Here is a 25,252-nt window from a genome sequence, read left to right as displayed (position 1 = left end):
ATAGTTAAAATTATTTTAACTGATTGAATTTATTAATGCCAATGCAGCCTGCTCCCCAGAGTACATAGCAGCATTTAGAGAGCCATTTAGTAAGTAGTCTCCCGCTAAAAAAATATTTTCACTAAATCGTAACTTGTTTATTTCTATTGAGTTTGTTGCTGAGGAGTTTGTTGGTAATCCAAATTTTATATCAAAAGATTTTAAAAACTCAACCTTTTTACAAATTCCATAACTTTCTAGTTCTTTAGAAACCTTTTCTATTAATAATTTGTTAGAGTTTAAATTATGTTCTTTGGTGATTGTAACAGATAACAGTTTTTCAGGTCTTTCATTATTGTTTTCAATACTGGTATGAAAAAATAAATTATTAATTAATCCTTTTTTATTAGCATTTAAACCTATTAAAGGTTTATTGATTAAGTCACTTTCTGTTATAAAGTAAAGTGTTTTGCAGGATTTCCATAGAGAAGAAGGTAAAGAATGATTTTTAATTAATTTGCCTGGATGAATTGTTATAATTGAATAATCAGTATCTAAAACTTGACCTCCTTTAAGATGTATTTGATGTTCACTAATACTTATAACCTCTGTATTTAAAAGAAATTTTGTTTTCTTTAATTGGTGCTTTAATTGCTGTGCTATTGCTCCAATTCCATGTTTAGGAATTGCAGTATCACCAGATTCAAACATTTTGTAAGTAAACTCAAACATTCTGCTTGAGGTTTCTAGTTTATTTTCTAAAAAAACACCTCCGAAAAAAGGAATGAAAAAGTTTTGAATAGCTTTTTGTGAAAAACCAAAGTTTTCCAAATAACTCATTGTTGAAGTTTCTTTACTTTCAAAAATTTTTTCTATTGATTTTTTCTTCAATATGCTTCTCAATTTTAGTATTTTGAGTTTGTCCTTAAATGTTAGCAATACTGAAAAAACCGTAGAAAAAAGAAAATCTAACTTCCTGAATGGATCGCCGATTAGATAAGATGATCCATTTTTTAATATAAGGGACCCAGGTATAAGTTTTTGTAGATTTAGATCATGATAGTTTAAGTATTTTTTTGCTAAGGGGTAAGAAGTTAATAAAACTTGAAATCCATGGTCTAGAAAAAAACCGTTATATTTTTCTGTCTTTACTCGTCCTCCAACATCATTTGATGATTCAATTAAAATAGGAGAATAACCTTTTTCTTCTAAGTAGATAGCCGCAGTTAAGCCACTAATACCTGCACCAATAATATAAATTTTTTTATTTTTTTTACTCATTATTTAGGATGACGAAACGTTTTTAAAATAATACTATTTTTACAATATTTCAGAAATTAAAAGTCTCTTAAAATGTAATAAGTCAAATATACAAATGTTCAATTTGTAAATAAAAAAATTAAACAAAAAATATGATGTGCTATCAGATAGCTTATGGGGTTGATTTTAAAAAGATTATCAATAAATTAAATGAAGGAAATTTGTTTAAGTGTCAAGAGAAAGTAATAGTAAAATGCCTGCATAACCAAATATCCACATAATATTTAATTCAAAAAAAATTAAACTAGGTATTTTTATAAAATATTAACTAATTTTTATTTTACTATTTAGTTCAATTGAACCTAATCCGGTAAAATATTTTGTAGTATAAGTTATTTTTTGTCAACGCTTTAGTGTAAGATAAAAATTTAGTGTAAGAAATTAATTTTGAATTATATTAAGTAAGAGGAAAATGTTTCTTTTTAGGGACCTCGGTCTATCCAATGAGGTTTACTTTATGTTTCACTTTATAACTTGTTTAAAATAATTAATTCAGCGTATTTTATCAATAAAATATGAACGTTTATTTGTATTTATGACACAAAACTTTTTAATAAGTCACATTTTTATTTTTTAATTAAGCATAAAATTATGAACATACCTTTAACTGTTATTTTTTTTACGTATCGGAGGGGTAGTTTTTCTACCGTTTACGTGCCAAAGGATGAAGTCTTTTTCGTATTCTGAAATTCTTTTTGCTTTGTATTCTTTTGCAATGATTTCTCTAATTTTTGAAAAATAGTTTTTATTTGAGTTGATAAATATAGAAAGGGCAGAAGCTGTGTAATTGGAAATACGTTTTCTACTAGGATATCCATATTTTTCTGTTATATCTATGAGGCGTTCTGTGTTTAAATTATTTGTTTTCTCAAAAATTTCACGAAGACTGTCTTTACTTCTTTTGTATGAATTATAGTTAACTCCTAATTTTTCTTTTTTCAGTTTTTTTGTTAAAATTTTTCCGTTATTACTATTGACATCAACTCTATATTTTTTTTCAATAGTTATTATGTTATATCTATTTTTTTGATCTAAAGTTTGCATCGAATCAATCATAGCATTTATTTTATATTGGTCATCAATACTTAAATTTTTAATTTGAGTACAAGAAATAAAGAAAAATAGTTTAATAATGAAAATTGGAAATAAGTCAAGATATTTCATTTTTGATGAAGAGTTATTTGAAAGTTTATGAGTTTGCAATTTACATGATTTTTGAAAATACCAATTTATAGAAATTATATTATTTAAAATTGAAGTAACTTGTTTACAAGAATTATTACCTATTCAAAATTGAAATAGGAATGTTGGTAATAACTTTTTCATTTAGAAATTAATTTGACCTTTATATGTTAATATTTTTTATTCATCGTTGATAAATTACCTTTTATCTTCTTTAACTGATAAAGTATCTAAATAGTTAATAGAATTGTATTTATACCATTAGTTTTATACTAAGTGTAGTAAGCTTTAGTGTAAGGATAGGAATGTTTATTAATAAAGAAACTTCTTATCCTTTTTTATTTTATTATTGACTCCTATATTGTTTTAAACACACGATTAGATATCAACTAAGAATAGCTTTATTGTTAATTATTTAGCTTTTTGTTAAGGTTTTCATAACTTTAATTAAAATAGCTATAAATACTTTTGCAACAAATTTTGCATAACATAGAATATGTATGTTTATTTCCCCTTTTAAGAAAAGTCGCATAATAATATGTGGCTTTTTATTGTTTACAGCATTGACAGAATACTATGATCAAATAATATTTAGTTTATCAGATTATAAAAATTAACAATTACTATAAAACCTGATAAAATTGGGTTTCTAAGGAAATTAGTTTATTTTTATACTATGACCAAACTTAAATTACTTTTACTAGAAGACTTAGATAAAGAAGCAAGTCAATTGACTTGTTTTCTCGAGCAAAATGATTATGAGGTAGTAAGAGCTCAAAATCTAACGGAGGCGGAAATTAAAATTCAAAACTACTTTTTTGATATAATAATTTTAGATATTATGATAGAAGGTAAGCCAGAAGGTATTGAATTAGCAAAACGTATTCACAGACAAAGAGCCAATATACCTATCTTGTTTTTGACAAGTATGCAAAGCAAAGCTATTTTTAATAAAGCAAAATTAACAAATCCAATGGTATATTTGTTAAAGCCTTATAATGAGCTTGAACTTTTATATTCTCTTGAACTAGCAATTGAAGCGTCATATCATCAATCGAATAGTATTAGTTTTCATGATAAAGGAGCCGTGATAAGCCCATCGTATCTTTTTATAAAGAAAAAAAATTGTGTTGTAAAAGTAGATATAGAGTCAATAATTTTTGTAGAGGTAAAAGAAAAGTATTGTAATATAGCTTGCGTGCATGGTTGTTATTTGATAAAATTATCATTATCAAAATTAAAGGAAATAATCGGCAATGCTAATTTCAGACAAGTTCATAGAAATAATATTATTAACATCAATAAAATTAAAGAAATTTATTTTGAAGACAATCTTATTATTCTAGAGGGGGATTATCAAATACCTTTTAGTGAGCGTTATAAGCATGCATTTATTAAAGATAATATTATTTTTAGATAAATATACTTAGAAGTCCCTTATATCAAATATAGATCCATTTTTTAATTCATCATTATCTATAATTTTATATATAGTTTCAGCCACGTAATAAGGAGTGAATAATTCGTTGTTTTTTTTCAAGTTAATGAAACGCTGTAATTTACTAAAATTTATTTCTTTCGTTTCCCTAATTTTTTTTTGCATATTGGTATCAACAACACCAGGGTAAAGTGCTATACATTTTACCCCATTTTTAAGTGAAGTCTGTTCAGATGCAATAGTTTTAGTAAACATATCTAAAGCAGCTTTAGATGCGCAATAAATACTCCAACCTTCGTATGGTTTAATTGCTGCTCCAGATGATATGTTTGTGATTTTCTTTTGACAAGAAATTTCTTTTGTATGTTCAATAAATAATTTTGAAAGTAATATTGGTAGGGTAATGTTCAGATTAATACTTTTTAAAATATCACCAGAGTCGATATTCTCAATATTTGCTATTGTTCCTATACGAGCTACATTATTAATCAAGTGTAACGATTTGATTTTTTTGCTGTTAAAGTTGTTTAAAAATAAAGTGAACTGAGTTTTAGATTTTAATATATCACTCAGATCAATTATTTTTTCAGTAATATTTTTTATTCCAGATTTACTTCTTGAAAAAGAAAATACTTTATATTTTTTTGAAGCATATTTTTGAGCTAAGGCCTTTCCAATTCCGTTGCTACCGCCAGTAATAATTACAATATCCATGTAAACAAATATATGATAAAAATACTTTAAAGATCGATGAATAGTTAAAAGACATTGAACGTTAATAATGTATTGTTAATCAGGGTTTTTGTAGCAATGTGGCTTATTTTTAGTTTTTTGTTGCTGTTTAAAAATAAATTTATTAAAAAGTTTTTTCATTATTAGATTTTTTAAATTGGTTTTTAGTTTAGCTCTCTTTTTGAGAGCTTTTTTAATGGTTTATAGGTGTTTTGTTTGGTAAAACCACCTACTTTGTTTTAAGGGTTAACCCTTAGTGTTTAAAAGGCCTATTTTTGGTATATTGCATATGTATTTGTATTTCAAATACAATACATTCTGCTAATATTTAAGGGATAATCTCCTTTCGAAAGAAAGGAGATTTTACTTTAATCTATAATAATTATTTAAAAAGGTACAGGAGCTATAATTTTAATTTTTTCTTTAGATATAGGATGTATAAACATAATTTCCTCAGCATGTAAATAAAGCCTTTTATTTCTTTTTCCGTAAAGTTGATCTCCAATAATTGGTATATTTAACCCACTTTTGTGAGCAGAATGTACTCTTAGCTGGTGTGTTCGTCCAGAAATAGGGTAAAAGTTAACTCTGGTTACATTGTTTTCAATTGATATTTTTTCCCACTTAGTCAGTGCTTTTTTTCCATAACGATAGCATATCGTTTGTCTTGGTCTGTCATCAATATCAACTCTAAGAGGCAGATCGATTAAGCCTCTATCTTTTTTTAAGATACCATCAAGTAGTGCTACGTACTTTTTGTATATTTTTTTTTGAACGAACTGTTGCTGTAAATGTTTATGTATTTGTTTACTTTTAGCTATTAATAAAACTCCTGAAGTAGACATGTCTAATCGATGAACAATTAAAGGACCCGATAAATTTGGATAGTTTTTTTTTACCAAATGTTCAATACTATTTTTCACTTCCTTACCTTCAACACTTAGTATTTTCTCAGGTTTATTAATTGCCATTAAATATTCATCTTCGTATATGATATTTAACGTTTGTATTTGATTAAGGCTTTTTAATAAAGGATTAGGAGCTATAGGTAAATATTTTAACATATGATTTAAAATAGGCCTACACTTTCCTTTACAGGCAGGATAGTATTGTTTATGTTTTCTAACAGAAGATGATAACGGATTACCCCACCAAAATTCTGCTAGAGCAATAGGTTTTAGCTTATTTAAAAAAGCATATTGAAATAGTTTTGGAGCACAACATTCTCCTGCTCCTGAAGGGATATTTTGAGTATTATTTTTGTAGATATCAAATAAGTTTAAAGATCTATTATTGCTATTTAAAAAAAGATAACTTTCAAATAGTTTTCTTTGTGTATCAACTGAAAGTTTTGATCTTTTTTTAATTAGCCTGTTTATTTTATCATTTAAGGCTACATAATTTAACTCTAATGGCTTTAATTTTTGGTTTAAGTAAATTTCATATTCTCTCAAAAAAAACTCTTCATTTAAGTTTTTTTGATTGTCGACTTTATTTTCTTTTTTCCTTAATTTCCTTCGTTCTTTTATTTTAATTTTTTCTTGCTCAAGAATTTTTTTATTGAGTTTTTTTTTATCTTCAAAGTCAAGTTTAATATTTAAATATTCTTTGTCTTTGCAGAGTTTATTAATTTCTTTTGTTAATTTATTTAATTTAGCCTCTGCTTTTACATAAAAATTGTTGGGATCTAAATTATCAAAAACTGGAGGAACAAAATAAGGGTGTAGATTACTATTTAATATTTTTCCAGAAAAAGCTGCTAAGTACATTAACTCATCTGAAGTGTCTTTTACAACCAGTACTCCAAACATTTTCCCGATTCCAGCAATTGAGTTAAGTCCTACCATATGATTGATGGCCTTTTGCGTTTTTAAATAAACCTGAAGTTCCTCTGAGGCTATTTGAGCAATTTTATGAGGAAAATAGTTATGTGGATATGCAATTTCATCTGGAAGTTTAATATGACTAATGTCAGATGTAAAAGAATGAAGTTTACTCATTTTTAGATGTAAAAAAACGCCATTATAAAATATACAATGACGCTATATATTATTGTGAAAAAAATTAGGGTCTGTAAATTTTTTCATATAAATTGTTATAAATACCTTTAATTATTTTTCTTTTCATTTTCATTGTAGGGGTAAGGTGACCACCATCTATAGACCACTCATCAGGTGTTAATTCAAAACGTTTGATCCGTTCCCATTTACCAAAATTGGTATTACATTCATCGACTTCTTCCTGAATTCGCTCAATTACCTTCTTGTTGTCTGTAATACTGGTGTTATCACCAAGCAGTATCTGATGCCTTTTAGCCCATTCTCTTACAAACTTAAAGTTAGGTTGGATTAACGCTGCAGGCATTTTTTCACCTTCACCAATTACCATAACTTGTTCAATAAATCTTGATTGCTTTAATTTTCCTTCCAATAGAGTAGGTATAACATACTTTCCGCCAGATGTTTTGAACATTTCTTTTGTTCTACCTGTAATCCTAAGAAATCCATCTTCACAAATTTCTCCTTTATCGCCTGTATGAAAATATCCGTCTTTTAGTACCTTAGCTGTTTTTTCCGGGTCTTTATAGTATCCCACCATTATGTTTGGCCCTTTTACTAAAATTTCACCACTTTCAGCAATCTTAACCTCGACACCATTAATAACTTTACCTACGGTTTTTATTCTAAATCCTCCATTTCTTTGATCATTCACAGAAATTACAGGAGATGTTTCTGTAAGCCCATATCCTTCCATAACAGGCATTCCTGCGGCTGCAAACATTCTAGCTAACCTTGGTTGAAGTGGAGCTGAACCTGATACCATTAGTTTTAACTCACCACCAAGAGCAGCTTGCCATTTCGAAAATATGAGTTTACGCGCAATACTCAATTGCTTTTCATACCACCAACCATTAGCTTTATAGGGTTTATATTTTAGACCTAATTCAATTGCCCAAAAGAATAATTTCTTTTTTATTCCAGATAACTCAGCTCCTTTTGCGTATATTCGGTCATATATTTTTTCATATAGTCGAGGAACAGCTGTCATGACATTAGGTTTAATTTCTTGTGCATTTGCACTTAATTGATCGATAGATTCAGCAAAGTAAACAGAAACCCCACAGTATTGATATAAATATAAAATCATCCTTTCGAAAATATGACATATTGGTAGAAAGCTTAATGATCTTTCTTTACCATATTCAAAAGGAACTCTTTTTTCACTGCTTATTACGTTTGATACAATGTTTTTATGAGTAAGCATAACCCCCTTAGGCCGTCCTGTTGTTCCTGAGGTATAAATTATAGTAGCTAAAGTATCTGGTGTTACTGCACTTTTTCTAAATTCTACTTCATCTTGATTACTTTTGTCTTTACCTAAATTTAATACTTCTTTCCAACTTCTTTCTCCCTCAATATCATCAAATGTAAAAACATCCTTTAAATTAGTTTTTGACTTAATTTGGTTTATTTTTTCTAATACTTCAACATCAGAAACAAAACAATATACACAACCAGAATGGTTTAAAACATATTCGTAGTCTTCTTTAGAAATTGTAGGATATATAGGAACATTCTGAGCACCTACTTGTAGAATTCCGATGTCACAAACATTCCATTCAGTTCTATTATTTGTTGAAATAAGTGCAATTTTATCATCTGGTTTAATTCCAAGACGTAACAGACCACGACTAATAGCATTTGCTTGTTCAATGTATTCTTTTGTGGATACGGATTGCCATTTACCGTTATATTTTGTTGTAAATGCTTTTGATAAATTGTAAGTTTCTAATTGGTAATAAGGAAAATCAAAAAGGCGTTTAATTTCGCTCGGCATATAATCAATTGTTTAGTGCAATGCAAAATATGAAAAATAGGTCGATTGTACAAAAAATGTGTTAATATCTGATTTATTGGTGTTTAGTTAAATATTTTAGGGGTAAATGGTACTTTTAGTACTAAGTTTTAATCAATAAATTCTTTTAAAATAAAAAAACGACAATAAAAATCGTTTTTTTTTGATAATTAGGTTAATAAATTTAAAACCTATTAAGATTAAAAACTAGTTAGTGCCATTGGAGTAATAGTGAATTTAAATAAAATAGGATTTCGACTCTACAATGTAAACTGTTTTTGATACTTATCAGATATAAAAGTAGCCTGTTCATTTACTAATCGTTTTTATTTAATACTTCAAGAATAATTTTACAACCTTTTAGAATCTCTTCTTTTGAAATTGTTAGTGGGGGGGTAATTCTAATTGCCTTTTCTTCAAATAAAAGCCAAAAAAGAATCAATCCTTTTTGCATACATTCTAAGATAACTCTAGTAGCAACATCAGAAGATTCAACAATCAAAGCAAGCATTAACCCTTTACCTCTAATTTCTTTTATTTTTTTATGCCCTTTAAAAAAATCTCTGATTATTTTTTCTTTTTCTAAAGACTCTTTAATTAGAGAAGTATTACTTATTTCCTTAATAGTAGCTAATCCAGCAGCAGCAATCACGGGATGCCCTCCAAAAGTTGTAATGTGTCCTAATTTCGGATTATCTTTTAAATATGACATGATCTCATAAGAAGAAATAAAAGCTCCTATAGGCATTCCTCCTCCGAGGCCTTTACCTGTTATTATAATATCAGGTATGACATCATAATTTTCAAAACCCCAAAATTTTCCTGTTCTACCGATACCTGATTGAATTTCATCCAAAATTAAAAGAGCACCAACATCTTCACATTTTTTTTTAACTTTTTTCAAGAAGTTATTAGAGGGCTCTATAAAACCAGCACCTCCCTGAATAGTTTCTAGAATTATACAGGCTGTTTTTGTTGTAATTTTACTTAATTCAATTTCATTATTAAATGTAATAAATTTAACTCCAGGAATAAGCGGTCTGTATGCTTGATTCTGTTTTTCCATTCCACATACGCTCATAGCACCTTGCGTATTGCCATGGTACGAATTCTTGGCTGCAATAATTTCACTTCGTCCTGTAAAGCGTTTGGCAAGTTTTAAAGCTCCCTCTGTAGCTTCTGTGCCAGAATTAACTAAATAAACAGAAGATAATGAATTAGGTAAAGTTTTTGACAAAGCAACTGATAGTTCTAATTGAGGTTTCTGAATGAACTCACCATATACCATGACATGAGAATATTTTTCTAATTGTTTTTCAATGGCTTCTGTAACTTTTGGATAATTATGACCAAGGCTATTTGCCGAAACTCCAGCAACGAAATCTAATAATTCGTTTCCATTATTGTCGTATATATAACTTCCCTTTGCATAAGAAATTTCAATAGCTAAAGGATGAGGAGTAGTTTGCCCTTGATGTTTTAAGAATTGGTCTTTCATTATAACTATTCTTTTGAAAATTTATAATCTGTTGATTTCTGTTTTTTCTTAAATTCTTCAGAAAGCTGTTTTTTTACTTTATTTATATTATCTCTAGAATTTTTTAGATTAACTTTTGGATTTTTAATTTTTCCATTTTCTTTATCATTTAAAAAAATGTCTTCCATGGTTAACGGTTGCTCGTCACCGCGCCATATGAAACCGTTAAATTTTTTCTTGTCTACAGGAAATTCCGAAGGAGGAAAAGTTTTACCTTCCGATTTTTTGAAATATTTTGTCTGCGTAATTTGATTGTCTTCTAAAGTAAATTCAATATCACTAGCAATTTCTTTAGTTATGGTTTCCAGTTTTTTAGTTTTATCACTTCTATTAAAATATAGTGATTCTGCATTTCCTTTTACTAACATCGTTCTCAAGTCATTCCCATCAAATTTTCCAAAAATATCTCTACCTTTAATTTGATTAAAATCATCAATAGCAAGAGAATCTTTTTCAATGATAAATCCATTTTTACGAACGAATAAAGAATCTAGCTTGTTTGTTTGATTATCTGAAAGTAGTTGGATTGTATCTCCAGTTATTTGACTTTTTCCTGACCAAAGAATGGGGTTTTGGAACATTTGTGTCAAACTGCTTATTTGACTCGTATGAATTGAATCACACTTACCTTGAAGGTTTGATTTAAAAATTTTAACGTCATTAAAAATTCTTATTATGCGTTCTTTGCTTTTACCTGTTACAAGAATTTTATCTCCGTGAATGTACATTGAATCCTTTTCATGAACAGAGATAGCAACAGCTTTATCTGTAATAAATAAGGAATCTTTTTCTTCAAATAATTCAGCATAATTACCTTTTGTAACCATATTTTGAATAGTGTCAATTACTTTTATTTTATTCGTAGCTGAGGCAAACCCTTTTCGTTTATCATAATACAAACTATCAGCTTCCACTGTTCTATCTTTTAAGAAAAGTTTTGCTCTTTTAACAAAGTAAGAAATCTCTGTATTGGTGTCATAAAAGCCTCTTTCTGAATAAACTTTAGTACTATCTTTTAGATTTGTTATTGTGCTGGGTCCATATAAGTAGACGAAATTCGAGTTCGTGTAATAATCTAGATGATTTGATTCCAAAAAATGCTGTTTATTCAGAACAGTTACTTTGGATTTTGCTGAAAATTTTTTCTTTTCGAGATAGTATGTTCCTACCTTACTTTTTAAGGTGTTTTCCTTATCATTTATTATTCCTCCGCTTTTGTAAAATAGTACTTGTTCTTTTCTGTCAAAATATAAAGTATCAGTACTCATTTTCATTTCCTTATCATTAACCTCCACATTCCCCCATGAAGTTGCTTTTTTTGTATCTCCGTTATATAAAGCAAAGTCACTATACTGAGTGATGCTATCGCCTTGCTCTATAATAACTTCACCAGCAGCTTTAAATAAATTTTTCTTTTTGTAAAGCAAAGCTTGCTTGCACTCCAGTGTAGCTCCTTCGTGAGCAATTTTTACATTACCAAGTAAAACAGTAGCTCCTGGGTATTTATTTTCGTCAGTCTCTGAGTATTCACTAGATAGAACTTTAATTTTCTTTGTCTGTGAAAAATTATCAACAGAATAGAGTAAAAGAAATAGAACAATAAGTCTTTTCAAAATAAAATAATTTAGACAACAAAAATAATGAAAAACATAAGTCAAATTTATTAAGAATTAGGTAAAATATGTTTGAATACTCAAGGAATTGGTTGTTAATTATGTTATTTTTGAAATAATTATAAAATTTTTAGAAATATGAGCGCTCATTTTGATTTATCAAAAGAAGAAATGCAGTCGTACGGATATAAAATTGTCGATTTAATCGTTGACCATTGGGATACTTTTGACAAAAAAAAACCAGTTATTCGAGCTACTAGAAAAGAAATGGATGATGTTTTTTTACAGGAGGCTCCGGAAAAGGGTATGGATGCAGAGAAGGTTCTTGAGTTTGTTATGGAAAATGTCATAGCAAATAGTGTGGTAACTACACACCCCAAAGCCTATTCTTTTGTCCCAGGACCTAGTAATTTCATAAGTACTATGGCAGATAGTTTGGCAACAGGTTTTAATATTTTTTCAGGAGGTTGGATTGTATCACCTGCAGCTGCTGAAATAGAAATTGTAACAACCAATTGGTTGTTAAAAATGTTTAATTTCCCTGTAAATGAAGGAAGAGGAGTATTTACAAGTGGAGGTTCAATGGCTAATTTAACAGCCTTAGTAACAGCCAGAAGAATTAAATGTGGCGATGATTTTTCAAAAGCCATAATTTATTTATCTGACCAAGCTCATTCTTCAAATATTAAGGCAATTCGTGTTTTAGGTTTTAGAAAAGAACAAATCAGGGTTCTACCAACAGACATTGAGTTTAGAATAAGTATTAATAAATTAAAAAATGCAATTGCAAAAGATAAACTAGAAGGGTTACAGCCATTTTGTTTCATAGCAACTGCTGGAAGCACAAATACAGGTACTGTAGATCCATTAAATGATATTGCTGATATTTGTGAAGAAGAGGGAATTTGGATGCATGTTGACGGAGCTTATGGAGGGGCAGCGATTTTAGCAGAAAATGGAAAAGAAATTTTGAAGGGTATTGAGAGAGCAGATTCTTTAACTGTGGATCCCCATAAGTGGTTTTTCCAACCTTATGAAATAGGTTGTCTCTTGGTAAAAGATGCGTCATGGTTAAGCAATACTTTTAGTGAGAGTCCAGAGTATTTAAGAGATATTGAAGGAAATGAATCTGAAATAAATTTTTACGATTATGGAATTCAGTTGACGCGTCGTTTTAGAGCTTTAAAATTTTATATGTCCATAAAAACATATGGTCTTGATGTTTTTAAAAAAGCAGTTGATTATGGTATTAAGCTAGCTGAGAATGTAGAAAAATTATTACGTAAAAGTAGAAATTGGGAAATTATATCACCTGCAACTTTAGCTGTTATAAATTTTAGATATAATCCTATAGGATTAAATTTAACGGAACAAGAAGTTGATTTACTTAATCAGAAAATATCAGAAAAAATTATGACATCTGGTGAAGCTTTATTTGTGACTACTGTTTTAAATAAACAAGTTGTCCTAAGAATGTGTTTGATTAACCCTAAAACAACATTTGAAGACGTTGAGTCTACGTTACTTTTATCTAATTCTTTTGCTGAAGAAATTTTAGAAAAAAAGACGTTTTTAAATAAAGCTAATATTAGAAAAGAATTTTCTAAAAACTTAAGAGATAAACTCTAATCAAAAGTAAACAGCAGTTGGAGACGCCCCAACTGCTGTTTGCTTTTTTATGGTAAAATAAGACTTATTTCTTGTAAAATGGAAGTTTTATAACTTTTGCTGCTACCTGTTTTTTACGAATTTGGATAAAGATTTTACTATCAATTTTAGTGTAGTCAATTTTTACATAACCTAAACCAATTCCTTTATTTAAAGAAGGGCTCATAGTTCCAGAAGTAACATTACCTATTATTTGTCCCTCAGAGTTAACTATATCATAACCTTGTCGAGGTATACCACGCTCTGTTAATTCAAAAGCAATTAATTTGCGCGAGACTCCTTCTTCCTTTTGCTTTTTTAGTGTTTCAGCGTTTACAAAATCTTTATTAAATTTTGTTATCCATCCAAGACCAGCTTCAATTGGAGAGGTACTATCATCTATGTCATTACCATACAAACAATAGCCCATTTCTAAACGTAAAGTATCTCGAGCAGCTAAACCTATTGGTTTAATACCCCATTTCATTCCAGCTTCAAAAACGCTTTTCCATACAGCTTCTACGTTTTCATTTTTAACATAAATTTCAAATCCTCCAGATCCAGTATATCCTGTTGCTGAAACAATTACATTAGGTAGCCCAGCAAAATCAGTTATTTCAAAAGTATAGAATTTAATAGTGGAAAGATTTACTGAAGTAAGAGATTGCATTGCCTCAACCGCCTTAGGACCTTGTATAGCCAATAAAGACCAATCATCAGAACGGTTTTCCATTTCAACATCTAAATCATTAAATTTAGAAATCCAATTCCAGTCTTTTTCAATATTAGAAGCATTCACTACTAGCATGTACTCATCATCACTAATCATATAAATAATTAAGTCATCAACAATACCACCATTATCATTAGGCATACAACTATATTGGGCTTTTCCAGGTGTTAGTTTTGAAGCATCGTTTGATGTTATTTTTTGAATTAAAGCTAAGGCGTTTTCACCTTTCAAGAAAAATTCACCCATATGGCTCACGTCAAAAACTCCAACCCCATTTCTTACAGTTTCGTGCTCAATATTCACACCTTCGTACTGTACAGGCATATTGAAACCCGCAAAAGGAACAATTTTAGCTCCTAAAGACTCATGAATGTGTGTTAATGCTATATTTTTCATTGTTTAGAATTAAGTTTGTTTTATTTTAAGCTAAAGTAGCTAAAATATGAGAAACAAATTCTTTGAAGTTGTTGAATATTTTTATCAACTAAAAAGAAAGTAAGTATTGAATTGAAAAGTAGACAAAACTATTATCCTATGAACATTAAATAAAATTTATTGTATTTTTAAAATCGAATAAAGTAATGATGTTTTCAAAAAAAATAATTTCAAATAGCCTAATGTTAGTTCTTGTGGGAGCCATGTTGTACCCTCCTTCAAAAGAGTTCATAATACGATTAGTATCTTTTTCGCCATCAGTGATAGAACAAGTTGATAGGGAAGTGCTTTCTGATTATAATTGGTCGTTAAAAGGTTTAAATACAAAGTCTATCCAGGGAAAAGAATTAAGAAATAATGTTTTTTTAATTAATTTTTGGGCTACTTGGTGCCCTCCTTGCAGAGCAGAATTATCTAGTATGCAAAAGCTTTATGATGATTATAAAAATAAAATTAACTTTATTTTTGTTACCAATGAAAACTGGAGTGATGTTGATCAGTTTTATAAAAATAAAGGTTATAATTTACCTACTTATGGATGGGAATCGTCGGTGCCTGAAGCATTAAAATCTTCTTCTATTCCTCAGACATATATCATTAATTCTTTGGGAGAAATAGTAGTGTCTAAAAATGGAGCGGCGAATTGGAATTCATTAGAAATAAGAAAGTTGCTGGAAAAACTAACTTATTAAAAAAAGAGGCTTAAAAAGCCTCTTTTTTATTCAATAATTAAAATGATTTATTGATTAACCTTTATAGGTAGTGTATAAATCTCTTGGTTTTTTCCTTCTATTTTAGTAGAAAGTTTTTTGTAATTTAATTTATTTTTTATGTAAGAGTTCAAATCATCGTCTTTTGAAATGACATCTAGAATAACTAGTTCATTTTGATTATTTAGAACAAAAGAAACACGAACTAATAAGTTTTCTTTTGATTCCATTGGTACTCTCTTCCCAATTAATTCAACTATTTCTGAATGTAATACACTTGTTGCTTTAGGTAAATTATCATTAGCAAAAGTACCTACAGAAAGAAATAAAACAACTGTAATTAATAGGGAATTAAATAATGATTTCATGATTACTTTTTTTGATTTTTTATTACACTGCAAATATACAAAGTATAATTAGTTAAATGCGTAATTATCAATATTATTAACAATTTTTTAATAAAGAGTCATTTCAAGTCTTTTTTTTAACTATTTTTTTATGTATTTAATAACATTAAGGGTTTTTAGGAATTCTTAATTTTAAATAAATCTTAATTTTTTATCTGGTATAAAATATGTTTTCATTTTAATTAAAATATATTAAACAAAAAAACAGAAGTACAACAAATATTTTAATGATAGATCATTCTTTTAACTTGTTTATATACATCTAAATAATTGTAGTTTTACAATTATTACCATAAAAGTAGTTGGATTATTCCCATGTTAAAATCAAGAAAATATGTACTCATTAGGTTTATTTAATTAAATTAAAATAGTTTTAGCTATTTGTAAAAGGTGCTTAAATATTATGAATTTGTTGTAATTTTGAATTTTTAAAAATTATATTTTATCCATTTTATAGATGTAATATTACCCATACCTTTGCGAAAAACTTATACCTACGCAATAACAGAAGCTGAATCAAAGTACCTTAAAACAGGAATGCGTGTTGCAGTTCCATTTGGAAAAAATAAGATTTATACGGCTTTAGTATTTAATATTCATAAAAAATCTCCAGTTTTATATGTTGCAAAAGATATTCATCAAATATTAGATGAAGCTCCAGTTGTTAACCAACAGCAGATTAAACATTGGGAATGGATATCGAATTACTACATGTGTGCCTTAGGAGATGTATACAGAGCTGCATTGCCTTCAGCTTTTCTTTTGGAAAGTGAAACGATTATTTTTAAGAATGATGCTTTTAAGAATGATCTTGAACTAGGAGATGATGCTTTTTTAATTTTTGAGGCATTACAAAATCATTCACAACTTACAATAAATCAAGTTTGCGATATCTTAGATAAGAAGAAGGTACTTCCCATCATCGATGAACTTATTCAGAAAAATGCCGTTCATATAAAAGAAAAAATTTATGAAGTATATAAACCAAAATTAATTAGATATATAAAACTAAAAGATAAGTTTAATAATACTGACGAATTAAAAACTTTATTAGAAAAGCTATCTAGATCTAAAAAGCAACGAGAAGCAGTACTTCTCTATTTTCAATTAGCAAGTAATTCGAAACAAGTTAAAGTAAAAGAATTACAGGATAAGGCTAACATTTCTTTATCTGTATTAAATACATTAATTTCAAAAAACATATTTGAGTTTTACCATTTACAGCAGGATAGAGTTAGTTTTAAAGGGGAGGTTAGTGATTTAAAAGTCTTAAATGAACATCAAGAAAAGGCGTTTTTACAGGTTAAACAGTCTTTCGAAAAGTATTCAGTCTCGCTATTAAATGGTGTAACAGGCTCTGGAAAAACAGAGATATATGTGAAATTAATTAAAGAATTTTTAGATAAAGGAAAGCAAGTCTTATTTTTATTACCTGAAATAGCTTTAACTACACAAATAATTTCCCGACTTGAAATATATTTCGGAGATTATTTATCAGTATTTCACTCAAAATATTCTATGAATGAAAGAGTAGAGGTTTGGAATAATGTTTTAAATAGTAAAACAAAGGCACAACTCGTTCTGGGTGCTCGATCGTCTGTCTTTTTACCATTTTCCGATTTAGGACTTATAATTGTTGATGAAGAACACGAAAATTCATATAAGCAATTTGACCCTGCTCCGAGATATAACGCGAGAGATACTGCTGTAGTACTTGGTCATCAACATCAGGCAAAGGTTTTATTAGGTTCAGCAACTCCTTCATTAGAAAGCTTCTATAATGCTTCTGAAAAAAAATATGGTTTTATACACTTAAATAAACGTTTTGGAAATATTCAATTACCTAATATAGAGTTGATTGATCTTAAAGAAAAATACAAGAAAAAACGAATGAAGGGGCATTTTTCAGATCGTTTAATTCAAATGATTAATGAAGCACTAAATGAGAAAGAACAAATCATATTATTTCAGAATAGAAGAGGTTTTTCTCCAGTTGTAGAATGCACTACTTGTGGAGTATCTCCTCAGTGTCCTAACTGTGATGTTAGTTTAACTTATCATAAATATAGAAAAGAGTTGAAGTGTCATTATTGCAGTTATTATAGAGCTATGCCAAATGCTTGTGATGCTTGCGGAGGCAGTACTTTAGATTCTAAAGGTTTTGGTACAGAACAAATCGAACTAGAATTAAAAGAACTTTTTCCCGATATTAATATTGGTAGAATGGATTTAGATACTACCAGAGGTAAAAACGGGTATCAAAAAATAATAAGAGCTTTCGAAGCTCAAGAAATAGATGTTCTAGTAGGAACGCAAATGCTTTCTAAAGGATTAGATTTTAAGAATGTTTCACTAGTAGGTGTTATGAATGCAGATTCTATGTTAAATTTTCCTGATTTTAGGGCTCATGAACGCGCTTACCAACTGCTTGTACAAGTATCAGGAAGATCTGGGAGATCAAAAAAACGAGGAGCAGTAGCTATTCAGACCTACAATCCATACCATCAAATTTTACAACAGGTATCCACTAATAGTTATGTAGAAATGTATAAAGAACAGCTCCAAGATCGATGGCAATTTAACTACCCTCCATACTATAGAATTATAAAAATAACATTAAAACATAGAGATTATTTAAAGGTAGATTCAGGTATAAATTGGTTGGCAAAAGCTTTAAGGAACTCTTTTGGTAGTAATGTTATGGGACCTACTGAGCCAGTTGTATCAAGAGTAAGAAATCAGTATATTAAGAATTTAACTCTTAAAGTACCACCGAAACAATCTTTATTGAAAACTAAGAAACAAATACAAAAAATAATGGAAGTATTTGAAGCAGTCAAAGATTACCGATCTATTCGCTTTATTATTGATGTAGACGCATATTAAATTTATTGGGACGATTATTATATTTAAGTTGCATTGTTTTGTTAATTTAAATAAAAAAGTATAAAATTAAGTATTCGTGCTCAGGAATATTTATTTCTTTTTTCGTACTGTTTAATAAACGAGTGCTTATTAAGTTTTACGAATCTGTGTTTTTTATGAAATAAATAAAGTTTGTTTTTTAGTATAAAATATATTTATGTATATTTGTAAAGTCTTTGGAGACGTCCTTAGACTTTCTTTTTCATAGCAATTTTCCCACTCAAATTTTGAGTGGGTTTTTTATCTAATATCATATTCATTTTAACTGTCGATTAAGCACATTTATAGAAACTTAATAGAGTTTGAGCTAAAAGCGGAATATACCATTAGAATTACTAAGTAATTTGCAGTATAATCAAAGCTTATACATATGAAAACAGAAGTCATTAAAATAAAGCTAGTTAACAAAAATGGATTTGAAGCAACACAAAATTATATGTTGATTGAAATACCTATAGTCTCTAATGAAGCATTATTCAACCAGGTTTTTATGATTAGAGATTTCGGTTGTGTATTCTTAAGCTGATATAATAAAAAAGTAATTACCTTTACAAATAACAAAAGGCTCGATTCGTATCAGATCGAGCCTTTTTTAATAAAAAGTTTATAAACTATTTATTCAATAGTAACACCAAATACTGCTTCAATATCTGTTTCACCTCCAGCATTGGTAATATCATTATTAGAAACACCATCAGCTGTTTTATTTGGTTCATGTCTTAAGATAAAAGTATAAGAGCCAGTTCCTGCATTACCTGTTTTTAATTCGAAATCAATTCCTATTGGATTATTATTAGCATCCTTTTGACCAGTATAGGTAAAAGTACTATTTAGATCCTTTACAATATAGAAAAATTGATGTTCTTCGGCTTCTTCTTTAACCTCATCTGTAATGTTATCGGCAGGGCTTTCATTTTCATTTAATAGTGTTATTGAGCCTTTGTAAGTTGTGTTTGCTGCTAAATTTGGAGCAACTATTTTAGGATCTTCTCCACCATCACCGTCTAAATCTGTACTTGTAAAAATAACTGTACCATTGCCAGATTCTGGAGTTAGTTCAATTTTCATTGTTGTAATAAGTTCTTCTTCATGTTCTGGTTCTGGAGTTGTTTCATCATCATCTGAACAGGCTGTGAAAGTTAACGTTGATATGAATAATATGGCTAATAATTTAATATGTTTCATAATTAATATGTTTTTGATTAATAATTAAATTTTAATTGTAATCGGAAATTTCTTCCTATGTCATCTGAGAAATACCTTAATCTATTCAAATAATTTCTATATGATGTATTGAAAATATTATCAATGGTAAAATTGAGTTCAACCGTTGTTTTAGATAGGTTGAAATCAATTCCTGAAGAGAAATTTAATAAATGATACGAAGATGGAGGCGAGCTTATGTCCACTAATTCATAGCTTGAAGTAGTTGGTATATATACTTCAAAATTATTATTAGGGAATTGTGTTTGTTCGGCATTAAACTCACTTTCTAAAGAAGCATAGAAATTTTTCCAGTTTTCTTTTTTGAAAAATAAAGTTGTTGAGGTTTTAAAAGGAGGGATATCTATTAAAGGTCTTTTAGTAGATAAATCTGAACCTCTTAAAAACGATATTTTATTGTTAAATAAAATAGTATTGGTTAATTGATAATTTAAATTTGTATCAAAACCAAAAAGTTGTGCATTAATTTGCTTGTGACTCCAGACGGGAAAAGCACCCCTTAAAGTTGCTTCAATACCCGACGGCTCCATATAAATAAAATCCGTAATATGATTATAAAATGATTCAAACGTGAAATCCATATTTTTTTTAGTATATTGATATGTTGTCGAAATTCTGTTTGAAGTTTCCTGTTTTATACGTAAATCTCCTAGTTCAATTCTTGCAGCAGAGTGATGTAAGCCATCACTAAATAATTCAGAAGGATTTGGAGCTCTATTAGATAAACCATAGTTTAGTGTAATTGAATGGTTTGAATTTAAAGAATAAATCATTCCAATAGAACCTGAAATATTGTTATAGTTAAATTTTGGATTGGCTAATAGTTGTCCGCCATTGATGTTACTTAACAATACGGTATGTCCAAAATCTTCTGGATAGTTTTTTTCTGACCAAAAAGAATTTTTATAATATTTTTTTGCATTTACATGATCAAAGTCATAGCGTAAACCTAGTTCTAAAAATATTTTTTCGAATTTAAAATTACCAATAGTGTATGCACCAATATAATGGTGATCATAATCAGGAATTAACCTTCTTACTCCTGTAACTTTTGGAAAATTATTTTGAGTTCCAATGTTAACACCAAATTTATAAATGCTCTCAGAATTAGAATCTAAAAGAAAATCTAACTTTGCTGAATGGGTTTGTAATAATAAATCTAGGGCAGCTTTATCACTTCTTCCTCCACGGCGTACATCAAATTCTAATCTTTTATTTCGTTGATAGTCATATTGAAAAGAAACCTTTCCAAAGCCTTTAAATCGCTTGTAAGCAGCTACTTTTAAAAGTTGATGTGTAACATTTTGCTTAGGATTATGAATGTCGTAATCAAAATCCTTTATTATGCTTGGTTTTGGAGTTTTTATAGCGTTTACCAAATCGGTTACATTTCCTATATGAGAAGAACGTAAAATTCCGATAGTATTTGCAATGTAGCTGTAAAACGCTTCAAAACCTTTATCAAATTTCTTGTAACCACTATTAAAACTAAAAGATTTCGAGTTTATTCCTGTGTTTGTAAGATTGTAATTTGGTGCTCTAAAATCACCAGCTCTTTTGTAACTGGTTTGACCATTAGCAAACCAGCCTGAGGAGTAATTTTTATTAACACTTGAACTAACAGAAAAAAGACGACCATTTGTTTGTTGTGAAACAATTGTTTTCCCAAATAAACTATCTTTACTAAAGTTTCTTTTTGGATTAATGATAACTGTACCACCTATAGCGTCACCTCCATATTGAAGAGCATTAGCTCCTTTAATAACCGATATTGATCCAGCAGCATTGATATCAATATTAGGCGCATGTTCTATACCCCATTCTTGATCTTGCAGTCTAACATTGTTAAAAGATATCAAAACCCTGCTACTGTGTAAACCATTGATTATTGGCTTTACTATTGAATTTCCAGTATTTATAGAGGATACACCAGATACCTTTTTTATTGCATCTCCTAAATTTGCATTACTAAAGTTTTCCAGTTCTTTACTACTCAACAAAGTTTCTTGGGAAGTTTTGGTTTTTAGACCAAGGTTCCCTTTAATACTTATTTCATTTAGTTGTTCTATGTGATGTTCTAGATCAATAATTTTAAAAATATCACTACTCACTTCAAAATGAAATTCTTGAGGGTCACATGCAACATGCGATACATGTACAGTTATAGTACCTGGGCAGATATTTTTTAATGTAAACTTACCTTCTGTATCGGTAGTCGTATACTTATTTAAATTTTTTACAAAAATGGTAGCACCGACTATAGGAGATTTATCATGAAAATCTTCTACAAAACCAGAAAAAACAAGCTTACATTCTTGAGCAATTAATACAGACAAAGAGTTTAGTACTAAAAGCAACAAAGAAATGCTTTTTAAATTCATTTATTTAGTTATTGTATTTATAATTATATACAGATTTAAAATAATTATAACGTGAAGGGAGGTGCTCTTGAAGACTTTTTATTATTGTCTAAAGTAAATATACTACTTGGGTTTTCAATAGGAAGTAGATCAGGTTTTACGAAAATTGAAGTGAATTTTCTCAAATTTTCATAATGAAATATTTCTAATTGAAAATGCCATTGAGAACAACTTTGTTCTTGTTCGTGAAAGTGATGTTCGTCAACTGCAGAACAAATATTGTGTATATGGCTTTCAAACGAATGAAATAATTGTATAACTGAAGGTAACAGTAATACAACTATGAATAAAATTAATATGTGTTCCTTTATTTTTAACACGCGTCAAAAATAAGTAAAAAAAAGAAACCTTAACAAAATAATATGTTAAGGCTTTATTTATGATTTAATTATACTTTAAATAGACACTATTAATGACCTAAAAAAATACACGGTTAATTACTTTTTTTCTTTTTTCTAATTTGCATATTTAACATTTCAACGATTAGGGAAAAGGTGATGGCAAAATATAAATATCCTTTCGGAATAGCTCCTACTTCCTGACCAAAAAGTTTTGCATGGGAAAGATGAGCTCCTTCCGCAATTAACATGAAGCCAATAAGTATTAAGAAGGCCAATCCTAGCATTTGAATTGATGGATGCTTATTTACAAATTTTCCTACTGGATTTGCAAATAACATCATGATAATCATCGATAGTATGACTGAAGTGATCATAATAATCATCGCTCCTTCTATACCATTTGTCATACCAACTGCGGTTAATATTGAGTCGAAAGAAAATACGATATTAATTAATGTGATTTGAATTATTGCTTGACTTATCGTATATTTCTTTTTAGAATTTTCATCACCTGTAGACGCTTCTATCCCATCAACTTTATGATGAATTTCTTTGGTGCTTTTGTACAAAAGAAATAATCCTCCCGCAAATAAAATTAAACTTTGTCCTGTAAAACCAGCTTTAAACCAAGACCAGTCAATATGGAAAAAAGGAGCGTTCATGGCAATTAGTAATGAAATTCCAAATAATAAAACCACACGAAGTACCATGGCCAATAGAAGTCCAATATTGGTTGCTTTTTTCTGTTCGTTTTCAGGAAGTTTGTTTGCGGCGATAGATATAAAAATAATATTATCAATACCTAACACAATTTCTAAAAACGTTAATGTTATGAGTGCCCCCCAAGTATCTGCTTGTAAGAATATTTCCATAGTTTATTTTATTTTTTTTATTGTTCCTTTTTGTTTGAAATTTGAGTAACCAATTTTTAATGTAAAATCATAAGAGTCCTCTGTTACTTTCGTTATTTGAAAAAACAAGGGGTCTTTATAAAGGTCTGTCTTAGGATTTTTTTTGATACAGGTGTAGTTAAAATTATTTTTCCATTTTATATAAAAAGTATCAATCTTTTTTATAATTTTTTCAGTACTCATACTGTCGTTTGAAACACTAATTTTTTCTGTATACTCTTCAATTTGAAGGCTGTCATTTCGTGTTATTTTTATTTTACTAATATTTCCGATAGCAGGAAACTCAAAAACACCATATTTAAACCTGTCAGGATTGCCTTTTAGTTGTGGCTTACATTTAATTAATATTGGCATGAAAATTAGTACAAGTAAGATTTTTCTCATTTTTAAATACAATTAAATTCCAGTATAATTTGAAGGTGTAATTACTTTCAGCTCTTTTTTGATTTCATTAGAAACGTTAAGAGTATCGATGAATGAGGCAATTGAATTTTGTGTAATTTTTTCATTAGTACGTGTTAATCCTTTTAGTGCTTCATAAGGATTTGGGTAAGCTTCCCTTCGTAATATTGTCTGAATAGCTTCAGCAACTACAGCCCAATTATCATCTAAATCTTTTTTAAATTTTTCTTTATTTAATAATAATTTATTTAATCCTTTTAGCGTAGAGGTAAAACCAATTAGTGTATGCCCAAAAGGCACTCCAATATTTCGTAGCACAGTACTATCTGTTAAATCACGTTGAAGACGTGAAATAGGAAGTTTTATAGAGAGATGTTCAAAAATTGCATTTGCAATTCCTAAGTTTCCTTCAGAGTTCTCAAAGTCAATAGGATTTACTTTATGCGGCATAGCCGAAGAGCCAACTTCTCCTTTTTTAATTTTTTGTTTAAAATAATCATTTGATATATATGACCATATATCTCTATTTAAATCTATTAAAATTGTATTTACCCTTTTTAAACCATCATATAATGCAGCCATATGATCATAATGTTCTATTTGGGTAGTAGGAAAAGAATGGTGTAAGCCAAGAATATTTTCAACAAATTCAGTTCCAAATTTTTTCCAGTCAATAGTTGGATAAGCAACTTTATGGGCATTAAAATTACCTGTAGCTCCTCCAAATTTTGCAGCATGTGGTACGTGCTGCGCATGCATAACTTGGTTATTTATACGCTCAACAAATACGAAAAACTCTTTTCCCAGACGAGTGGGCGATGCAGGCTGCCCATGAGTACGAGCAAGCATGGGTATTTCTTCCCATTCTTCAGCTAAATCGGCTAACTTAGAAACTAAAGCGTCTAATTTTGGATAGTAAACTTCTTCCATAGCATCCTTTAAAGATAATGGAATAGCCGTATTATTAATATCTTGAGAAGTTAAGCCAAAATGAATAAATTCTTTGAATTCTTCAAGTTCTAAAGCATCGAATTTTTCTTTGATAAAATATTCGACGGCTTTAACATCATGATTAGTTATACTTTCAATTTCTTTAATTTTGATAGCATCTTGTGAATCAAAGTTGTTGTAAATATCTCTTAGTAAAGTGTATAGGTTTTTGTCGAAAGAAGCCAATTGAGGAAGTGGAATTTCACATAAAGCAATAAAATATTCAATTTCAACTTTAACTCGATATTTAATCAAAGCTTCTTCAGAAAAATAATTTGCTAAGCTAGTAACTTTATTACGGTATCTTCCATCAATGGGTGAGATAGCATTTAATTGGGTTAAATTCATGTTTATTTGTTGTGTTGACGCAACAAAAATAAAAATTATAGCGTTGATAATATATAATAAAAATAGAAATTTTTATTAAAGAAGTATTTTTAAATTATTTATT

Annotated in this window: 20 protein-coding genes; 5 read left to right on the top strand and 15 right to left on the bottom strand. The window is 28.8% G+C overall.

The features are described 5' to 3' along the window. Positions 1-15: 15 nt before the first annotated feature. Both AC2GW8_RS02640 and AC2GW8_RS02635 read right to left on the bottom strand, forming a co-directional pair. Complete coding sequence (locus AC2GW8_RS02640; RefSeq protein WP_440881248.1) at positions 16-1,260, bottom strand: FAD-dependent oxidoreductase; 1,245 nt, start codon at positions 1,258-1,260, stop codon at positions 16-18. A 642-nt stretch (positions 1,261-1,902) separates the two neighbouring features. Continuing rightward, positions 1,903-2,502, bottom strand: coding sequence for a hypothetical protein (locus AC2GW8_RS02635; RefSeq protein ID WP_440881247.1), 600 nt, complete (start codon positions 2,500-2,502; stop codon positions 1,903-1,905). A gap of 655 nt (positions 2,503-3,157) precedes the next feature. On the opposite strand from AC2GW8_RS02635, the gene AC2GW8_RS02630 reads away from it, so the two are divergent. Next, positions 3,158-3,901: a LytR/AlgR family response regulator transcription factor gene (locus tag AC2GW8_RS02630; RefSeq protein WP_440881246.1), complete on the top strand. Its 744-nt coding sequence runs from the start codon at positions 3,158-3,160 to the stop codon at positions 3,899-3,901. A gap of 6 nt (positions 3,902-3,907) precedes the next feature. Here AC2GW8_RS02630 and AC2GW8_RS02625 read toward each other — a convergent pair whose 3' ends face one another. The 5 genes from AC2GW8_RS02625 to AC2GW8_RS02605 form a co-directional block, all read right to left on the bottom strand. After that, positions 3,908-4,633, bottom strand: coding sequence for an SDR family NAD(P)-dependent oxidoreductase (locus tag AC2GW8_RS02625; protein WP_440881245.1), 726 nt, complete (start codon positions 4,631-4,633; stop codon positions 3,908-3,910). A 404-nt stretch (positions 4,634-5,037) separates the two neighbouring features. Continuing rightward, on the bottom strand, positions 5,038-6,651 hold the full coding sequence (locus AC2GW8_RS02620; RefSeq protein ID WP_440881244.1) for an RluA family pseudouridine synthase: 1,614 nt from the start codon (positions 6,649-6,651) through the stop codon (positions 5,038-5,040). A gap of 64 nt (positions 6,652-6,715) precedes the next feature. Beyond that, complete coding sequence (locus tag AC2GW8_RS02615) at positions 6,716-8,488, bottom strand: AMP-dependent synthetase/ligase (RefSeq protein WP_440881243.1); 1,773 nt, start codon at positions 8,486-8,488, stop codon at positions 6,716-6,718. Between the two features lie 334 nt (positions 8,489-8,822). Next, positions 8,823-10,004: an aspartate aminotransferase family protein gene (locus AC2GW8_RS02610; protein ID WP_440881242.1), complete on the bottom strand. Its 1,182-nt coding sequence runs from the start codon at positions 10,002-10,004 to the stop codon at positions 8,823-8,825. A 5-nt stretch (positions 10,005-10,009) separates the two neighbouring features. Next, positions 10,010-11,656 (bottom strand): OstA-like protein, encoded by a 1,647-nt coding sequence (locus AC2GW8_RS02605; RefSeq protein ID WP_440881241.1) that lies wholly within the window; start codon positions 11,654-11,656, stop codon positions 10,010-10,012. Positions 11,657-11,794: 138 nt separating this feature from the next. Here AC2GW8_RS02605 and AC2GW8_RS02600 point away from each other — a divergent pair, with 138 nt between their 5' ends. After that, the gene (locus AC2GW8_RS02600) at positions 11,795-13,285 is read left to right on the top strand and encodes a pyridoxal phosphate-dependent decarboxylase family protein (protein WP_440881240.1); all 1,491 of its coding nucleotides are present in this window, start codon (positions 11,795-11,797) and stop codon (positions 13,283-13,285) included. 64 nt (positions 13,286-13,349) lie between these two features. Here AC2GW8_RS02600 and gcvT read toward each other — a convergent pair whose 3' ends face one another. Continuing rightward, positions 13,350-14,432: a glycine cleavage system aminomethyltransferase GcvT gene (gene gcvT, locus AC2GW8_RS02595; protein ID WP_440881239.1), complete on the bottom strand. Its 1,083-nt coding sequence runs from the start codon at positions 14,430-14,432 to the stop codon at positions 13,350-13,352. 185 nt (positions 14,433-14,617) lie between these two features. Here gcvT and AC2GW8_RS02590 point away from each other — a divergent pair, with 185 nt between their 5' ends. Next, positions 14,618-15,163, top strand: a complete 546-nt coding sequence (locus AC2GW8_RS02590; RefSeq protein WP_440881238.1) for a TlpA family protein disulfide reductase — start codon at positions 14,618-14,620, stop codon at positions 15,161-15,163. Positions 15,164-15,210: 47 nt separating this feature from the next. On the opposite strand, the gene AC2GW8_RS02585 is transcribed toward AC2GW8_RS02590, so the two are convergent. After that, positions 15,211-15,549 (bottom strand): hypothetical protein, encoded by a 339-nt coding sequence (locus AC2GW8_RS02585; protein ID WP_440881237.1) that lies wholly within the window; start codon positions 15,547-15,549, stop codon positions 15,211-15,213. A 483-nt stretch (positions 15,550-16,032) separates the two neighbouring features. Between AC2GW8_RS02585 and priA the strand changes: the two genes are divergently transcribed. Next, positions 16,033-18,474, top strand: a complete 2,442-nt coding sequence (gene priA, locus AC2GW8_RS02580) for a replication restart helicase PriA (protein ID WP_483855387.1) — start codon at positions 16,033-16,035, stop codon at positions 18,472-18,474. 409 nt (positions 18,475-18,883) lie between these two features. Further along, positions 18,884-19,039 (top strand): hypothetical protein, encoded by a 156-nt coding sequence (locus tag AC2GW8_RS02575; RefSeq protein ID WP_440881235.1) that lies wholly within the window; start codon positions 18,884-18,886, stop codon positions 19,037-19,039. 89 nt (positions 19,040-19,128) lie between these two features. On the opposite strand, the gene AC2GW8_RS02570 is transcribed toward AC2GW8_RS02575, so the two are convergent. From AC2GW8_RS02570 to purB, 6 genes are all read right to left on the bottom strand, one after another. Beyond that, positions 19,129-19,698, bottom strand: coding sequence for a type 1 periplasmic binding fold superfamily protein (locus AC2GW8_RS02570; RefSeq protein WP_440881234.1), 570 nt, complete (start codon positions 19,696-19,698; stop codon positions 19,129-19,131). Positions 19,699-19,715: 17 nt separating this feature from the next. Continuing rightward, a complete protein-coding gene (locus AC2GW8_RS02565) occupies positions 19,716-22,118 on the bottom strand; it encodes a TonB-dependent receptor (protein WP_440881233.1) in 2,403 nt (800 codons plus the stop codon). 44 nt (positions 22,119-22,162) lie between these two features. After that, the gene (locus AC2GW8_RS02560) at positions 22,163-22,477 is read right to left on the bottom strand and encodes a hypothetical protein (protein ID WP_440881232.1); all 315 of its coding nucleotides are present in this window, start codon (positions 22,475-22,477) and stop codon (positions 22,163-22,165) included. Between the two features lie 113 nt (positions 22,478-22,590). Continuing rightward, positions 22,591-23,370 carry a TerC family protein gene (locus AC2GW8_RS02555; RefSeq protein WP_440881231.1) on the bottom strand — a complete coding sequence of 260 codons (780 nt, stop codon included), beginning with the start codon at positions 23,368-23,370 and terminating at the stop codon, positions 22,591-22,593. A 3-nt stretch (positions 23,371-23,373) separates the two neighbouring features. Next, a complete protein-coding gene (locus AC2GW8_RS02550) occupies positions 23,374-23,793 on the bottom strand; it encodes a hypothetical protein (protein ID WP_440881230.1) in 420 nt (139 codons plus the stop codon). 12 nt (positions 23,794-23,805) lie between these two features. After that, entirely contained in the window at positions 23,806-25,149 is a 1,344-nt protein-coding gene (gene purB, locus AC2GW8_RS02545) for an adenylosuccinate lyase (protein WP_440881229.1), read from the bottom strand. Between the last annotated feature and the right edge of the window lie 103 nt (positions 25,150-25,252).

The sequence above is a fragment of the Tenacibaculum profundi genome, from assembly GCF_057162725.1.
This window is presented reverse-complemented; position numbering and strand designations above follow the sequence as displayed.

Excerpts from the sequence above, each read along its gene's own strand:
- AC2GW8_RS02555 (WP_440881231.1), bottom strand. The coding sequence starts at position 23,370 with ATGGAAATATTCTTACAAGCAGATACTTGGGGGGCACTCATAACATTA.
- AC2GW8_RS02625 (WP_440881245.1), bottom strand. The coding sequence starts at position 4,633 with ATGGATATTGTAATTATTACTGGCGGTAGCAACGGAATTGGAAAGGCC.
- AC2GW8_RS02610 (WP_440881242.1), bottom strand. The coding sequence starts at position 10,004 with ATGAAAGACCAATTCTTAAAACATCAAGGGCAAACTACTCCTCATCCT.
- AC2GW8_RS02585 (WP_440881237.1), bottom strand. The coding sequence starts at position 15,549 with ATGAAATCATTATTTAATTCCCTATTAATTACAGTTGTTTTATTTCTT.
- purB (WP_440881229.1), bottom strand. The coding sequence starts at position 25,149 with ATGAATTTAACCCAATTAAATGCTATCTCACCCATTGATGGAAGATAC.
- AC2GW8_RS02600 (WP_440881240.1), top strand. The coding sequence starts at position 11,795 with ATGAGCGCTCATTTTGATTTATCAAAAGAAGAAATGCAGTCGTACGGA.
- gcvT (WP_440881239.1), bottom strand. The coding sequence starts at position 14,432 with ATGAAAAATATAGCATTAACACACATTCATGAGTCTTTAGGAGCTAAA.
- AC2GW8_RS02570 (WP_440881234.1), bottom strand. The coding sequence starts at position 19,698 with ATGAAACATATTAAATTATTAGCCATATTATTCATATCAACGTTAACT.
- AC2GW8_RS02550 (WP_440881230.1), bottom strand. The coding sequence starts at position 23,793 with ATGAGAAAAATCTTACTTGTACTAATTTTCATGCCAATATTAATTAAA.
- AC2GW8_RS02615 (WP_440881243.1), bottom strand. The coding sequence starts at position 8,488 with ATGCCGAGCGAAATTAAACGCCTTTTTGATTTTCCTTATTACCAATTA.
- AC2GW8_RS02575 (WP_440881235.1), top strand. The coding sequence starts at position 18,884 with ATGAAAACAGAAGTCATTAAAATAAAGCTAGTTAACAAAAATGGATTT.
- AC2GW8_RS02565 (WP_440881233.1), bottom strand. The coding sequence starts at position 22,118 with ATGAATTTAAAAAGCATTTCTTTGTTGCTTTTAGTACTAAACTCTTTG.
- AC2GW8_RS02640 (WP_440881248.1), bottom strand. The coding sequence starts at position 1,260 with ATGAGTAAAAAAAATAAAAAAATTTATATTATTGGTGCAGGTATTAGT.
- AC2GW8_RS02590 (WP_440881238.1), top strand. The coding sequence starts at position 14,618 with ATGATGTTTTCAAAAAAAATAATTTCAAATAGCCTAATGTTAGTTCTT.
- AC2GW8_RS02630 (WP_440881246.1), top strand. The coding sequence starts at position 3,158 with ATGACCAAACTTAAATTACTTTTACTAGAAGACTTAGATAAAGAAGCA.
- AC2GW8_RS02620 (WP_440881244.1), bottom strand. The coding sequence starts at position 6,651 with ATGAGTAAACTTCATTCTTTTACATCTGACATTAGTCATATTAAACTT.